At 33.9% G+C, this 15,758-nt stretch carries 15 protein-coding genes and 1 riboswitch; all 15 genes read left to right on the top strand.

Annotated features, from left to right (window positions below):
- Nucleotides 1-28 precede the first annotated feature (28 nt).
- The 15 genes from R9X47_RS05435 (at nt 29) to R9X47_RS05365 (ending at nt 15,740) form a co-directional block, all read left to right on the top strand.
- Entirely contained in the window at nt 29-2,011 is a 1,983-nt protein-coding gene (locus R9X47_RS05435; RefSeq protein WP_432665713.1) for a cell division FtsA domain-containing protein, read from the top strand.
- A 202-nt stretch (nt 2,012-2,213) separates the two neighbouring features.
- Nucleotides 2,214-3,650: a VanW family protein gene (locus R9X47_RS05430; RefSeq protein WP_432665712.1), complete on the top strand. Its 1,437-nt coding sequence runs from the start codon at nt 2,214-2,216 to the stop codon at nt 3,648-3,650.
- A gap of 17 nt (nt 3,651-3,667) precedes the next feature.
- Complete coding sequence (locus tag R9X47_RS05425; protein WP_432665711.1) at nt 3,668-4,366, top strand: DUF2225 domain-containing protein; 699 nt, start codon at nt 3,668-3,670, stop codon at nt 4,364-4,366.
- A gap of 300 nt (nt 4,367-4,666) precedes the next feature.
- A complete protein-coding gene (locus R9X47_RS05420) occupies nt 4,667-5,983 on the top strand; it encodes an esterase/lipase family protein (protein ID WP_432665710.1) in 1,317 nt (438 codons plus the stop codon).
- Nucleotide 5,984: 1 nt separating this feature from the next.
- Nucleotides 5,985-6,194, top strand: a complete 210-nt coding sequence (locus tag R9X47_RS05415) for a hypothetical protein (protein ID WP_432665709.1) — start codon at nt 5,985-5,987, stop codon at nt 6,192-6,194.
- Entirely contained in the window at nt 6,175-6,489 is a 315-nt protein-coding gene (locus R9X47_RS05410) for a YbjQ family protein (protein WP_432665708.1), read from the top strand. The genes R9X47_RS05415 and R9X47_RS05410 overlap by 20 nt, the downstream gene beginning before the upstream one ends.
- Nucleotides 6,490-6,718: 229 nt before the next feature.
- Nucleotides 6,719-7,315 carry a bifunctional adenosylcobinamide kinase/adenosylcobinamide-phosphate guanylyltransferase gene (gene cobU / locus R9X47_RS05405; protein ID WP_432665707.1) on the top strand — a complete coding sequence of 199 codons (597 nt, stop codon included), beginning with the start codon at nt 6,719-6,721 and terminating at the stop codon, nt 7,313-7,315.
- A 33-nt stretch (nt 7,316-7,348) separates the two neighbouring features.
- Nucleotides 7,349-8,080, top strand: a complete 732-nt coding sequence (cobS, locus tag R9X47_RS05400; protein WP_432665706.1) for an adenosylcobinamide-GDP ribazoletransferase — start codon at nt 7,349-7,351, stop codon at nt 8,078-8,080.
- A 47-nt stretch (nt 8,081-8,127) separates the two neighbouring features.
- Entirely contained in the window at nt 8,128-8,718 is a 591-nt protein-coding gene (gene cobC / locus R9X47_RS05395) for an alpha-ribazole phosphatase (RefSeq protein ID WP_432665705.1), read from the top strand.
- A 117-nt stretch (nt 8,719-8,835) separates the two neighbouring features.
- A riboswitch (cobalamin riboswitch) is annotated at nt 8,836-9,020 on the top strand.
- Nucleotides 9,021-9,164: 144 nt separating this feature from the next.
- Nucleotides 9,165-10,568: a cobyrinate a,c-diamide synthase gene (locus R9X47_RS05390; RefSeq protein WP_432665704.1), complete on the top strand. Its 1,404-nt coding sequence runs from the start codon at nt 9,165-9,167 to the stop codon at nt 10,566-10,568.
- A gap of 7 nt (nt 10,569-10,575) precedes the next feature.
- Entirely contained in the window at nt 10,576-12,084 is a 1,509-nt protein-coding gene (locus tag R9X47_RS05385) for a cobyric acid synthase (RefSeq protein ID WP_432667584.1), read from the top strand.
- Between the two features lie 2 nt (nt 12,085-12,086).
- Nucleotides 12,087-13,046, top strand: a complete 960-nt coding sequence (gene cbiB, locus R9X47_RS05380; protein WP_432665703.1) for an adenosylcobinamide-phosphate synthase CbiB — start codon at nt 12,087-12,089, stop codon at nt 13,044-13,046.
- Between the two features lie 107 nt (nt 13,047-13,153).
- Nucleotides 13,154-14,239 carry a threonine-phosphate decarboxylase CobD gene (gene cobD, locus R9X47_RS05375; protein ID WP_432665702.1) on the top strand — a complete coding sequence of 362 codons (1,086 nt, stop codon included), beginning with the start codon at nt 13,154-13,156 and terminating at the stop codon, nt 14,237-14,239.
- Nucleotides 14,229-15,104, top strand: a complete 876-nt coding sequence (locus R9X47_RS05370) for a hypothetical protein (RefSeq protein WP_432665701.1) — start codon at nt 14,229-14,231, stop codon at nt 15,102-15,104. Before cobD ends, R9X47_RS05370 begins: the two co-directional genes overlap by 11 nt.
- 15 nt (nt 15,105-15,119) lie before the next feature.
- Nucleotides 15,120-15,740 carry a precorrin-8X methylmutase gene (locus R9X47_RS05365; RefSeq protein WP_432665700.1) on the top strand — a complete coding sequence of 207 codons (621 nt, stop codon included), beginning with the start codon at nt 15,120-15,122 and terminating at the stop codon, nt 15,738-15,740.
- The last annotated feature ends 18 nt before the right edge of the window (nt 15,741-15,758 follow it).

Raw genomic sequence — 15,758 nt, 5'->3', positions numbered from 1 at the left:
TTATTATAAAACTGAAAGGGTGGAAAAAATGGGGGACAATATCTTTTCGCTTGATATTGGTACTAGGAACGTTGTTGGTATACTAGCTGAAATGGAAGACGAAACTTATAAAGTAATTGACTATGAAATAATAGAACACCCTGACAGAGCAATGTATGACGGTCAGATACATGACATCGAGAAGGTTTCAAGCGTTGTAAGGGTGGTAAAGGAAAGACTAGAAGAGCGAAATCAAATAAGTCTTGACCATGTTTCTATTGCTGCGGCCGGTAGAGCATTAAAGACACAGAAGGTTTTTGCCGAAAATGATATAGACTCAACAAAACCTATAGATAGCTCTTTGATAAACAGTCTTGAATTACATGGAATCCAAATGGCACAAAAAGAATTGGAAAGTACATGTAGTGATTTAGAATCAAAATACTATTGTGTAGGCTATACAGTAATGAATTATTATTTAGACGAAGCTTCAATGGGAAATCTTAAAGGTCACAAAGGAAATAAAATTGGTGCAGAGGTATTGGCAACGTTTTTACCTCATGTAGTTGTGGATAGTCTGTATACAGTGATACATAATGTTGGTCTAGAGGTAACTAGCCTGACACTCGAGCCTATTGCTGCTATAAATATTGCAATTCCACCGAAATTTAGATTACTTAACCTTGCACTTGTTGATGTTGGTGCTGGGACCTCGGATATTGCTATTACGCAAAACGGTACTATCACATCATATGCCATGGTTTCCTTTGCAGGTGATAAGATAACAGAGTCTCTTTCAAATGCTTTTCTTTTAGACTTTGTTACAGCGGAAAAGGTAAAGTTAGGACTAAATAACAAAGAGCATCACAGATTTAACGATATTGTTGGCATTGAGTATGACTTAAAAACTGAGGAAATAGTTTCGAGAGTCGATGATGTAATAAATGAACTTAGTGATAGAGTGGCCGATAAAATAGTCGAATATAATGGAAAAGCAACAAGTGCTGTTTTCTGTATTGGTGGTGGAAGTCAGATACCTAAGTTTAGAGAATACCTAGCTGAAAAGCTTCAGATACCAAAGGAAAGAGTAGTGGTACGAGGAACTGAAACCTTAGAAAACCTTAAGTTTTTATGTGAAGAGCTTAGAGGACCAGAGTATATAACACCACTTGGTATTGGTTATACATCACATAAAGATAAGGAACAGGATTTTCTAAAGGTTAGTGTAAATGGTAAACCAATAAGGCTGTTTAACTCAAAGGAGCTTTCTGTATCCGATGCACTAGTATTAATAGGATTTAATGCTAGAAGACTGATTGCCAAAAAAGGAAAATCTATTACTATCGAAATTAACGGAGAACAGAGGGTGATTAATGGGGGTTATGGAGAACCGGCTAAAATTATGGTCAATGGAAAGTCTGCAAGTTTAGACACTAAGTTAAATGACGATGATTCTATTACCATTGTGGAAGCTACCCATGGAGATGATGCAGCGGTTAAGCTGAGTGAGATTGTTAATATTAACGAAAAGGTTGTTTTTAACGATAAAGAATTGAATGTACTTAATCACCTGAGCGTCAACGGAGAATCTACTAATGGTGACTATGTGTTAACTGATATGGACAAAGTAAATATCCATAGAATTAGCAAAGTAAGTGAATTGTTAGAAACAAATAATGTCAATCTTGATGGAGCTAGGGTATTTGTGAATAACGCTCTAGTTAATGAAGACTATGTATTGAAGAAAAATGATATTATTGAGATTAGAAATAATACAGTTCAGGAAATACAAGAAAAGCAAGAAGAAATAAAGCCATCGAAGCCAGATGGAATTCTTGAAGTGAATGTGAACGGAAAGATTGTAGAACTAGATTGTGGAGGCAAGAAGCCAATTTTTGTTGAGATATTTAATCACATAGATTTTGATATTAAAAAATCAAATGGAATATTAGTTTTAAAGCTAAACGGAGAAAGAGCTAACTATACGGACGTTCTGAAAACCGGTGATGTAATAGAAATATATTGGAGATAGGTAATGAATTCATTGTTAAACCATGTGAAACATATTTGCTTTTAAACCCTAATCTATTTTTCGAAGAAAATAATGAACGACTTTATGTTTTTCTATAAAAATACTAAATTTTAAAAGCAGATATACATAGGCATATTGTTTTATCTAATCTAATAAATTATAGTATAAATCTTTAAAGTTGACTATTATTATGGAGGCAATTATGGCAACTAATAAAAATAAAGACACAAATGGTAGCAAAAAAAAGTTATTGTATATTCTAGCGATTGTCGCCGCTCTGATTCTTTTTTGCTTATTATCTGCGGTTGTATCATTAGCATTAATTTATAAGGATTCTATTCATAGTGGAATATTTATAGAAGATATTGACATCGGTGGACTTTCGGTAATAGAAGCTAATAGTAGGATTGAGGGTGACTTGCTTGACGATTTAGAAAATGATAAATTGATTCTTAAATATAATGGGCGTTCATGGAGTTTTAACTCTAAAGACTTAGATATAAAATATGACTTTTTAAAGGCTGTCAACGATGCCTATCTGATAGGTAGAAGAGGGACCTTGATGGATAGGGCTCAAACAATGATTGACCTTGTAAGAAGGCCATATAGTATTTCCTTAAAGTCGTCTGTTAACAAAGAAATAATAAATAAAATATTAGCTGAAATTGAGAATGAGGTAAATAGACCTAGTTTAGATGCTAAAATTACAAGGGAAAATGAAAAGTTTATAATTACGAAAGAAGAACTGGGCCTAAGGCTGAAAAAGGATGAGACTGCTGCAGCTATTGAAGAACAGTTGTTGAACAGTGGATTTTATGATGTCGTTGAGATGGATTTGCTCATAGAAAATGTTACCCCTAAGTATACATTTGAAAAGCTTAATCAAATTCAAGACCTGATGGGAACTTATAGTACAAAATTTAATACAAAATTATGGGGTAGAAGCTATAATGTTAACATAGCATCTAAATCAATTGACGGAACTCTCCTAATGCCTGGTGAGATATTCTCATTCAATAATATTGTGGGTCCTAGAACTGTTAAGAATGGATATAAAACCGCACCAGTAATTTTTAAAGGTGAGCTCGTAGATGGTATTGGAGGCGGTGTCTGCCAAGTTTCAAGTACTCTATATAATACCGTTCTTATGAGTCAACTTGGAATTGTAGAAAGGGTTAATCATACTATACCTTCTACATATGTTCCGAAGGGGTTTGATGCAACTGTTTCATATGGAGTTTTAGATTTTAAATTTCAAAATACCTTAGATATTCCTATTTATATAGAATCAATTACTAAGGGAAATAGAATTACAATTAATATCTATGGAAGAAAAGCAACTAACAGAACAATAAAGTTATCAAGTAATATTGATAAGGTTATAAAGAAGGATACTGAGATATTATTTGACGATACAATTTTTGAAGGAGAAAAGCAAGTAGAAGAAAAGGGCAGAAATGGATACAAGGTATCAGCATATATGCATATATATGAGAATGGTAAACTGCTGGAGAAAAAACTACTATCAAAGGACTATTATAGACCAAGAAAAGAAATTATAAAAGAGGGAACCAAAAAAAGAATTGAAGACAAACCAGAGGATGAAGAAAAAATGAGTGGTATAGATACAAATAACTAATATACGAGGTGTTTTTAATGGTAGAAGAACTATATGAAAAAACTATTCATTGCCCAATATGCAATAGGGATTTTACAACTAAGAAAATGAGAACTTCAGCAGTAAGGGTTGCAAAAAGAGATGAGGATTTTTGCCCGTATTATGAAGGTGATAATCCATTATTCTATGGAGTGTTTGTGTGCATTCATTGTGGATATGCAGCATTAGAAAGTAGTTTTACTAATAAAAAGACTCAAGAAGACAAGAAAAGAATTATAGATTTAATAACTCCAAGGTGGCATTCGAGAAGTTATGGTGAAAAAAGAACACTCGATGAAGCCATAGCGGCGTATAAATTGGCACTATTATGCTGTAATGTACTAGAAGAAAAGAACAGCGTAATAGGAAAAATATGCTTGAGGTTGGCATGGTTTTCTAGATATAAGGCTGATGAAGAAGAGAAAAAGTTCATTGAGTTTACGATTAGTTCCTTTGATAAGGCCTTTACTGGAGAAAGAGGAAATGACGATGAATACGATGAAATAGTAAAGCTTTATCTATTAGGAGAACTTAATAGAAGAATAGATAGATACAATGAAGCTATAATGTGGTTCGATAAAGTCTTAAGTCATGAACACATAAATAAGAAAAGACACATCAAGATAAAGGCTAGAGATCAATGGAGTGTAGCTAGGGATCAATACAAGGCATACAAGAAAACTGCTGAGATTTCATAAAAAACATAAGGATGTTGTGAAGATTTACTTAACTAATGAAGAGTTGTTACAAAGTAGCAGCTCTTTTTTGTGTCTAAGTTTAAGATATAAACTTATCGGTGAGAAGTATCAAGGTTAAACCCGTATTATTCATGGAAAGTTTGGAAGAATGCAAGTCATTTTGATTTCTAAGACTTTCATCAAGTTCGAAGGCATACCCAAACGGTACGTCGAGAATTTGATGGATGTCTTAGAATCAAAAGGACGCAGCAGAGTTTTGAATTTTCCATGAATAATACGGGTTAAAGGAGGGGAGAGAATTTGGATATCAATGATATGCTTATTAATGGGAAGGATGAAATACCGGTAATTTTCGTTCCAGGATTGTTTGGATCTATGGGAGATGATATAATTCCTGGAACGGGAAAATGGCATTTTGGTGTATCAACACTAATCTATGGTCCATTTATAAGGATTTTAGAGAAAATAGGCTATAAACTTAATAGGACTCTATTTATTTCTTTTTATGATTGGAGAAAAAGCTGCGATGATTCTGCTAAAAATTATTTGCTAGAAACCATAAAGTATGTAAAAGGAAAAACAAAAAGTAGCAAGGTTAATCTTATTGGTCATAGTATGGGAGGTCTTGTTGCCAGGGCATATATCCAAAGTGATTTTTATGATTATGACGTTAGTAAAATGATTCTTTTTGGAACACCAAACGCAGGAACTACCGATGCATATTATTTTCTAACCGGTGGAGATGCACAAAAAGAGAAATCTTATCAGAATAGTACTTTAGAACTTTTTGTAGAAGGATATTTATGGCTGTTTGGGAAATTACTAAAGAAAGAAGAAATGGAGCTAGAACAAAATCAATTTATAGGAATAGTGGATTTACTGCCTAATAAACGATATGGTAACTATTTATTCTATAAGCAAAACGATGGCTCTATGATATTTAAAGCATATTCTCAGATGAAATGCAAAAATGAATTTTTAGATAGATTAGATGAAGAGAAAGAAAGGATTGAAGAAAGAGAAATAGATGTTACCATAATAGGAGGAACAGGAGAGGGAACGGTTAAGTATTTAGAGACTGAAAAGTGGGGAGTTTATGAATTGCCCACAGATAGGAGTACAATTGGAGAAAAGTACTCCAAGGATGGAGATGGTACAGTTATGCTAGAGAGTGCCTTCTCTGCTCCAGGAGATAAATACACTATTCATGACAGCCATTCAAATATTCTGTTAAGAAGTGAATACATACTTAGAAGAAAGCTACTTGGAAACTACAAATTAAAGGCAACGGCATCAGCAAAACTGGAAAGCAACTCACCTAATTTTATTAATTTACAGATAGATGGTACGGGTAAAATTTTACTAAAGGAAGATAAAGGCGGTAAATGGGTAGAGATAGATAAAAATACCAGCTTTGGATCGGGAGAGCTGTACTATGAAAGCTTTCAGAATAATCTAAAGTGGTTATTGTTAAAAGGAGATAAATTAAAAAAAGTAAAACTCAAATACACTTCCATTGAAGATGAAGTTGTTGAATGGCAGATAAAATCATATAAAGGTGTTAAAAATACGAAGGATGTCTATATGAAAAGGGGGAATGAAATGGAGGTGATATAATATGGGTAAGATAGGTTATATACTTATTCTCTTTGGAATTTTACTATTAATAGGTTATGGTATTTATGTAGTAAGCTTCGATTCTTCTATACCGATGCCAATAAAAATTGCTTTTTTAGCAATTATAATCGGTGTGGTTATAATAATCATAAATTTAATATTTACAAGAAGAAAGGAAAGGATGGATGAAGATGATTCTAGTAAATACTAATGAGGTACCAGGAAAGGAAATTGTTGAAGTGTTTGGATTAGTTAAAGGGAGCACTATTCAGTCAAAGCATATTGGCAAGGATATATTAGCAGGGTTAAAAACAATAGTTGGTGGAGAAATCAATGAATACACAAAAATGCTGGATCAAGCTAGGCAAATAGCAATTAAAAGAATGGTAGATGATGCTGAGAGCAAGGGAGCAAACGCTATAGTTAATATAAGATTTGCAACGTCGGCTATTATGCAGGGTGCTGCCGAACTATTAGCTTATGGTACGGCAGTGAAAATTAAATAAAAACTCAAGGGCATAGAACCCCTTCGTTTTGGTCGGATTTCTCTCCAGGAAATGACCTCAATAATCTTTGAAATTATGAATAATCTGATATAATAAAAATGTCCTTAATAAAGGGCATTTATTTTTGAGGTCAATTTTTGAAGAAAAGTTTAACTAAAATGAAGGGGTTAGATGTTTCAGAGTTTTTTAGGAGTATGAAGGTTATCTAGCTATATATGGAGGAATGGTTATGACATACTATAAAGATTGTGAATTAAAGGAATATAATTCAAGGATAATACTAGTTACTGGTGGGGCAAGAAGTGGGAAAAGTTCCTTTGCTGAAAAACTAGTGGCTGACATAGGAGAAGAAATTGCATACATAGCAACAGCTATTCCCTTTGATGAAGGAATGAAGGATAGAATAAAAAAACACAGAGAGTCTAGGCCTGGTGAGTGGACAACATATGAAATCTACAAGGATGTATATAGATCAATTGGTGAGATATCAGAAAACCATGACACTATACTATTAGACTGTGTAACAATCTTAGTTACTAATCTAATGTTTGAAAATACTGAAATTAACTGGGATGAGATCGCTAGAGATAAAATTGATGAAATAGAAGACAGTATAAAGGAACAAGTGGAGCTGTTAATGAAAGAAATAAGAGAAAAGAAAATGAAATGTGTTTTAGTTACAAATGAATTAGGTATGGGCATAGTTCCTGAAAATAGGCTATCTAGAATCTTTAGAGATATAGCAGGTAGAATTAATCAACTTGTAGCTGCTAATGCCGATGAAGTTTACTTTGCAGTTTCCGGAATACCAATGAAGATTAAGTAGGATGAATATGACGATACAGAGGAGAATTTAAGGATGAAAAGATTTGTACTTATGCTTCAATTTTTAACTAGGATACCAATAAACATTAATCTAGAGGTTGATGAAGAGGATTTTTTTGAGGGAATTATCTATTTTCCCCTTGTAGGACTTATAATTGGAATGTTTGTGGTTTCTTCTTATTATTTAGGATTTAAGCTATCAGGTAGGTTGTTAGGGGCTGTATTTGCCGTAGTAACAGAAATATTTATTACCGGTGGATTGCATCTCGATGGACTAGCAGATAGCTTTGATGGAATATACAGTAATAGGCCAAAGGATCAGATTCTCGAAATAATGAAGGACAGTAGATTAGGAACTAATGGGGCTCTAGCTCTATTTGTACTACTACTATTAAAGGTAGTATTGATAAATGATCTAACAATACCAAATGCCTATCCTATTCTACTTTTAATGCCTGTATTTTCAAGGCTGAATGTAGTATTTGCATCAAGAATATCGACGTACGCAAGAAAGCAAGGAATGGGAAACCTGTTTATTGGAAGAGTTAAGACTAGACAGCTTATAACAGCTATAATAATTGCAGTTATACCGTCCTTGGTATTTATTAGAATAATTCCTGCTATAGGTATGTTGATGATATTTGCCTTGTGGTACGTAAGGCATATAAGTAATAAAATTGATGGAATGACTGGAGACACTTTAGGCGCACTATGTGAATTATCGGAACTAGTCTTTCTTCTAGGAGCAGTTACGTTGATTAGATAATCCTGGGTGTATTAAAGAGGATTAAAAGATAGGGGGACGTTGATAAAATGCTTGATATAACTTTTGTGAGACACGGAGAATCTGATATGAACAAAAAAGGTGTTTATTGCGGATGGTCAAATTCACTGTTAACTAAAAAAGGTTTAGTGCAAGCTGAAGAAGTAAGAAAAAAACTGGCTGATGAAGAATTTGATATTATTATTAGCAGTGACTTAGATAGATGCTTGATGACTGCGGAAATTATCAACAGATCTCATGGGAAAGAGATTGTTAAAGAAACGGCCCTTAAGGAATTAAACTTTGGTGATTGGGAAGGCTGCAATTACGAAGATATATGCACGAACTATCCTAAGGAAACCAAGTTATGGCAGAATGATTATGTTAACTTTAAAATACCAAATGGTGAGAGTTTATTAGAAATGCATGATAGGGTAAATAAAAGGTTTGACGAGATCATTAGTAAGTTTAGTGAAGGAAAGATACTTATCGTAAGTCATTCCGGTGCCATTAGAAGCATTTTAGCACAGCAAATTTGTGGTGGTGTCGAAGGTGTTTGGAAATTCAAAATAGATAATTGCGGAATAACAAGACTTCAAATTTCACATGATTTTCCAATAATCATAGGAATTAACCAATAAAAGTGTTTCAGATAGCTTTTTTCATAAGTCACTATTAAAATGCTATAGCTATAATATTGAAATTTGTTGTATAATCTATTGTGAACCTAGAACTATTTTGATAAAATAGTTCTAGAAGTTAATATTGATTTAATAGGTGTTGTAATTACTTAAAAGAGAAGACGGTGCAAATCCGTCACAGCCCCCGCTACTGTGTGTGAGGATGAAACCAGAAATAAACCACTTAAGCGTTGTGCTTAGGGAAGGGTCTGGGAGTAAATTGATTCACGAGTCAGGAGAACTGCCTATTAATAGCTACGTAAATTGCCTTCGGTGGGAAGGAAAGTATGCATATTTATGAACCATATGTGTATATATTCTGTCCTGGCCTATTAAAGGTCAGGATTTTTTCGTTTTAATGTATAGGAAAATTGAAATACAATCTTCTAAGGAAGTGGGTGGAATAGATGAAGTTATCAAGATTTGTCATAGCTGGAACACAAAGTGGTGTAGGGAAAACCACTGTCACAACGGGTTTAATGAGGGCATTGACCTTAAGAGGGCTCAACATACAGCCTTTCAAAGTAGGACCTGATTATATTGATCCAGCCTTTCACAGTTTTGTAACTGGAAATAAATCGAGAAACCTAGACAGCTGGATGCTTAGTGAAGAAACCATAAAGGAATTGTTTACAAAAAACGCTCTAGGGAAAGGCCTATCGGTTATAGAAGGGGTAATGGGTCTATACGATGGTTTTGGGATAGAAAAGGATATGGGAAGTACAGCCCACCTAGCTAAAATATTAAAAGCCCCAGTTATTTTGGTGATCGACGGAAGAGGAATGTCCTCCAGTGCCGCAGCACAGGTTTTAGGTTATAAAATGTATGATACTGAGCTTGAATTAAAGGGTATCATAGTAAATAATGTTTCGGGAGAAAAACATTACGAAATAATTAGAAAAGTAATAGAAAGAGATACGGGAATTAAATGTTTAGGATTTTTAAAGAAAAATGCAAATATAAAATTAGAAAGTAGGCATTTAGGATTAGTTCCTAGCGTTGAGATAGATGGTCTTGAAAAAAGGCTTGATGAGCTTGCTCAGATGGTAGAGGAAACAATAGACATCGAAGGAATTTTACAATTGGCTGATGAAGCCGAATCTCTAGATGGAAAATATGATAGTGATATCAACAGAGAAAAGGTTGTAAATATTGGAGTGGCTTTAGATAAGGCCTTTAACTTCTACTATCAGGATAATCTTGATCTGCTTGAAGAACTCGGTGCCAACTTAATATATTTCAGCCCGTTAAAGGACAAGGAACTTCCAGATAATATACATGGCTTGTATTTAGGAGGAGGCTTTCCAGAGGTTTTCCCAAAGGAGCTTGAAGATAATAGTGAAATGAGAAATGATATCTTAAATAAATCCCTTAAGGGAATGCCTATATACGCCGAGTGTGGGGGACTAATGTATTTGACAAAGAGCATTGAAAATTTCGAGGGAGACAAATTCCAAATGGTTGGAGTCTTTGATAGAGAGTCAAGAATGACAAAAAGGTTGCAACGATTTGGATATGTTAATGTAAATATAAATAAGCCGTGTGCTATTTCAGAAGGAAATGATGTAGTAAAGGCCCATGAGTTCCATAGATCGACTTTAGATGAAGTAGAGGAAGAAAACTGCGTATACAAAGTAGATAAGATAAGGGAAAAGAAGCTTCAAAAAACATGGGAGTGTGGACTTGTAAAGAATAACACCCTAGGGGCATATGCCCATATTCATTTTTATGCTAATAAGGCATTGGCAAAAAACTTTATTAACAATTGTCTAATATTCAAAGAAAAGGGCGGTGCTGAAGGTGAAAAGTAAATCAATAATGATGCAGGGAACAGCTTCATCCGTAGGAAAGAGTATATTGACAACTGCATTTTGTAGAATATTCAAAGAAGATGGTTATAAGGTGGCCCCATTTAAATCTCAAAACATGGCCCTCAATTCCTTTATAACTGAAAAAGGTCTAGAAATGGGACGTGCGCAGGTAGTTCAAGCAGAAGCTAGTGGGATAAAGCCATCTGTACTGATGAATCCTATACTACTTAAGCCAACTACCGATAAAAAATGTCAGGTTATTTTAAATGGTAAAGTTTATGATAATCTTTCTGCCATGGAGTATCATAATTTTAAACCTAAATTGAAAGATCTTGTAAAAGAGACATATGAAAAGCTTTCATTACAGAATGATATTGTTGTTTTAGAGGGGGCTGGTAGTCCGGCTGAGATAAACCTTAGAGAGAACGATTTAGTAAACATGGGGATGGCAGAAATTTCAGATTCTCCAGTTGTAATTGTTGGAGATATAGATCGTGGAGGTGTTTTTGCTTCCATCTATGGAACTATAATGCTTCTAAGTGAAGAGGAGAGAAAAAGAGTTAAAGGTGTTATAATTAATAAATTTAGAGGTGACGTGGAAATACTTAAGCCAGGAATCAAAATGTTAGAGGATTTAATTAATATTCCTGTTTTAGGTGTAATCCCATATACCGATGTTCAAATAGAGGATGAGGATAGTTTAGCAGAAAGGTTTAGAAAGAAAGAAGAAGGTAAAAAAGAAATCAATGTAGAGGTTTTATACTTACCACACGTTTCAAACTTTACAGATTTTAACGTTTTCGAAACTCAGGAGGACGTTAGCCTAAGATATGTTATGAGGGGAGAAAGTATAGGTGATCCTGACATACTAATAATTCCAGGGTCCAAGAATACTATTGAAGATCTAATGTATCTTAGAAACTCAGGGCTTGAAGAGCAAATCTTGAGACTACATAAAGCTGGGAAAATCATAGTTGGTATTTGTGGTGGATTTCAAATACTTGGAAGAAGCATAAAGGACCCCTATGGGACTGAAAGTGGTGTAGAAGAGATAAATGGATTAGGTCTATTAAATGCCGAAACGATTTTCGAAGAAATAAAGACAACAACCCAAATAGAAGGTGAAACTATAGAGTTCGAGCATGGCTTCCTAAGTAAAATAGCCAATCATACAGTTAAGGGATATGAGATCCACATGGGCCAAACGAAGCTTCTAGACGGAACCTCTCCATTCTTAAAAATTACAAAAAGGCTAGAGGATGATGTAGAAGTCTTAGACGGTGGAATAAATGAAAAAGGAAACGTATTTGGTACCTATATCCATGGTGTTTTTGATAACATTGGTTTTACAAGAGAAATCTTAAATAGAATCAGAGAAGAAAAAGGTCTCGGAAATATAAATAGTAGTATTAATAGCTTTGATGAGTTTAAGGAAAGAGAATATAAGAAGCTAGCTAAAATTGTAAGAGAAAGTGTAGATATGGACAAAATATATGAAATTGTAAATGAGGACTAAATATGGAACTTATATTTATTGGATATGTTTTAGATATAATTTTCGGAGATCCCTATTGGATACCTCACCCCATCATATTCATAGGTAAAAGTATAAGCAGATTGGAAAAACTCTTAAGAGAGTATTTTGACAAGGACAGAAAAGCTAGAATTGGTGGAGTAATATTAGCCCTTGTTATGATAGTAGGAACATACCTCATTACATTTTCAATACTGTACATTCTAAGGAAATACTCTACTCTTTTAGCCAATGTAGTTGAGGTATTTATGATATTTCAAATATTAGCTTCTAAAAGCTTGGCAAAGGAAAGTAGAAAGGTATATTATCCACTAGTGGAAGGTGATATCCTAAAGGCTAGAAAGTTCCTTTCCTATATAGTGGGAAGAGATACAAGCAGCTTAAATGCCGATGAAATTACTAGGGCAACTGTAGAAACTGTAGCTGAAAACTCTGCTGATGGTATCATAGCACCATTATTCTATATATTTATAGGCGGTGCTCCTCTAGGCATGGCATATAAAGCAATAAATACCTTAGATTCAATGGTTGGATATAAAAATGAAAAGTATAAGGATTTTGGATGGGCATCAGCAAAGATAGATGATTTAGCCAATTTTATACCAGCAAGGTTAACTGGGATATTAATAGTATTTGCATCAGCTGTATTAAACCATGATTATAAGAATTCCTTTAAAATATTATTAAGAGATAGAAAGAATCACAGCAGTCCAAATTGTGCATATCCAGAAGGAGCCGTAGCAGGAGCTTTAAACATCCAGCTCGGTGGAACGAATATTTACTTTGGAAAGGCAGTATATAAGCCTACCATTGGAGATAAAAATAGGGAATTAGACTTTGAAGATATAAATAGAACCATAAGGATAATGTATGTCGCATCGTTTTTGGGAGTATGTTTGATGGGAGCAGTTAAGTATTTTATTAACATTGTATTTTTAGCATAGTGTTAAAGTTGATGTATAACTTTAATTATGAAATCCAGTTGTTTCAATGAAATTCACTATAGTTAACTTAATACATTAACATTAATTCAACAAAAGGAGAGATAACCTTGAAGGCAAAGCACGGGGGAAACATATATGAAATTGCAAAACAATATGGTATAGATGAAAATGAAATTCTTGATTATAGTGCAAATATCAACCCCCTTGGAATTCCTAGTAAATTCAAAGAAACAATAATTTCTAGGATAGATGTAATTGAGAATTATCCTGATCCCGACTATAAGGATCTTGTATCTGCCATAGCCAGATACAATGATATAGATGAAAAATTTATTATACCGGGGAATGGAGCTACGGAGATAATTTTTCAAATAGCTCAGGCTGTAAAGCCTAATAAGTCATTACTATTAGCTCCAACATTTCTGGAATACGAAAGGGCTTTAAGGAGAGTTGGAAGTGAAATAGAGTATTACTTTTTAAAAGAGAATGATGACTTTAGGATTAACAAAAAAGACTTTCTTGAGAAACTGAATGATGATATAGATTTGGTAGTGATATGCAATCCAAATAATCCAACGGGTCAAATTACTTCAAAGAAAGTATTATTTGAAATATTGAACGAATGCAAAAACAAAGATATAAAGCTCATGCTAGATGAAGCATTTATTGAATTTCTTGATAATGAAGATGAAAATAGTCTAATGGAATACTTGAAGGATTATGATAACCTATTCATAATAAAGGCATTAACCAAATTCTTTGCAATACCAGGTCTAAGATTAGGATATGGATTGATGTCAAACCCAAAAATAAGAGAAAGTATAATAAATAGAAAAGAACCTTGGACAATAAATGGCTTTGCAGCTATTTCAGGAGAGGTTTTACTGGGAGATAAAGATTATATCAATAGAAGTAAAGAATTTTTTAAAACTGAAAGAAAATATATGTATGAAAGACTTAAGGAGATTAAAGGAATAAAAGCATATGAACCATACGCGAATTATGTTTTCTTTAAGCTAATGAATGAAAAGATAATGGATCTAAGGACAGCGCTAATTCGTGAGAAAATACTAATCAGGCAATGTGATAATTACGTAAATCTAGATAATAATTTTTTTAGAGTAGCTATAAAGGATAGAAAATCTAATGAAAGACTGATTAAGGCTTTAAGAGAGGTACTATATGAAGGTTAAAGCTATATGTCCTGCTTCCTGCGGAGAGTTGATTCAAGGTGTGATTGGAGATGGAGAGAAGCTAATTTCTCTTCCTGTAGATGTTTTTTCGGAGGTTACTTTGGAGGAAAAAAAACATGGGAAATCAAATATAAGCAGGCCAAAGGCATTATTGGCTCTTAAGAAGACCCTTGAGCACTTTAAGGTGCAGGATAACTACATAGAGAGTATCTCTATTGACATAAATTCCAATATACCAATAGCAAAGGGGATGGCTAGCAGTACAGCAGATATTGCAGCAACAATAGTTGCTACAGCTAGGCTTTTAGGAAAGGAAATGAAACCTGAATTGCTTGGTGAGTTATGCTGCAAAATAGAGCCAACCGATAGCACTATATTTGATAAGCTTACATTATTTGATCATATAAATGGAAGGGTTATCGGGAATTATGATTGGATGCCCGAGATGAAGGTGTTAGTCTTAGAACTTGAGGATATTGTAAACACACAAGAGTTTAGAAAAAATGACTATTCTGTGATTAGATATGAGAACAAGAAGTTAATAGAGAAGGCCCATAAAGTATTTGAGATGTCATGTAACAAGAAGGATAGGAAACTCTTGGGTGAAGTTGTTACTTTAAGTTCAATGGCTAACCAAAGAATTCTATTCAAACCTATGCTCCACGAAATAATAGATATCTCCTTAGGACAGGGAGCCTATGGCGTAAATGTAGCCCATAGTGGAACTGTTGTAGGTATACTATATGATGAGAAAAGACTTGATATTGATAAGTTAAAAGATTTATTTGATCAAAGTAGGATAACTAAAGAATATACTAAGGCCTATACAGTTAATATGATAAAGGGCGGAGTTAAAATAATTTAAATAAGGAGAGATACCATGCAAAATTATATAAAGAACCCTTACGAAATTGAAAAAAGAAGCTTTGAAATGATAACTGAAGAATTAGGAGACAAAACATTTCCAGAAGATATTGGGAAAGTAGTTAAGAGAGTTATACATACTACAGCGGATTTTCAGTTTGCAGATATTACAATCATTAATGAGGGAGCCATTGATAAAGCTAAAGAAGCAATCTTGGCTGGAAAGAATATCTATACCGATACTAAAATGGCATTGTCAGGTATAAACAAGAGAAGATTAGCAGAATACGGTGGAGAGGTCTTAAACTTCGTTTCCGATGAGGATGTTGCAAAGAAAGCTAAGGAAGAGGGAATTACAAGATCAATTGTTGCCATGAGGAAAGCCGTAGAAGAAAATCCTGATGGTATCTTTGTAATAGGTAATGCACCAACGGCATTATTTGAGTTAATAAAGCAGATAGAAGAGGGAAAAGCGAATCCTTCACTAGTAGTTGGGGTTCCTGTAGGGTTTGTAGGAGCTGCTGAATCAAAGGAAGAACTATTAAATGTTGATGTTCCTTATATCCTTACAAGGGGAAGAAAGGGAGGAAGTAACGTAGCCGCAGCAATAATAAATGCTATTTTATATATGTTATAGTTGTGAAAAGAGGTAATA

It is taken from the genome of Wukongibacter baidiensis (assembly GCF_050888315.1).
Lineage (GTDB): Bacteria > Bacillota > Clostridia > Peptostreptococcales > Caminicellaceae > Wukongibacter > Wukongibacter baidiensis.
This window is presented reverse-complemented; position numbering and strand designations above follow the sequence as displayed.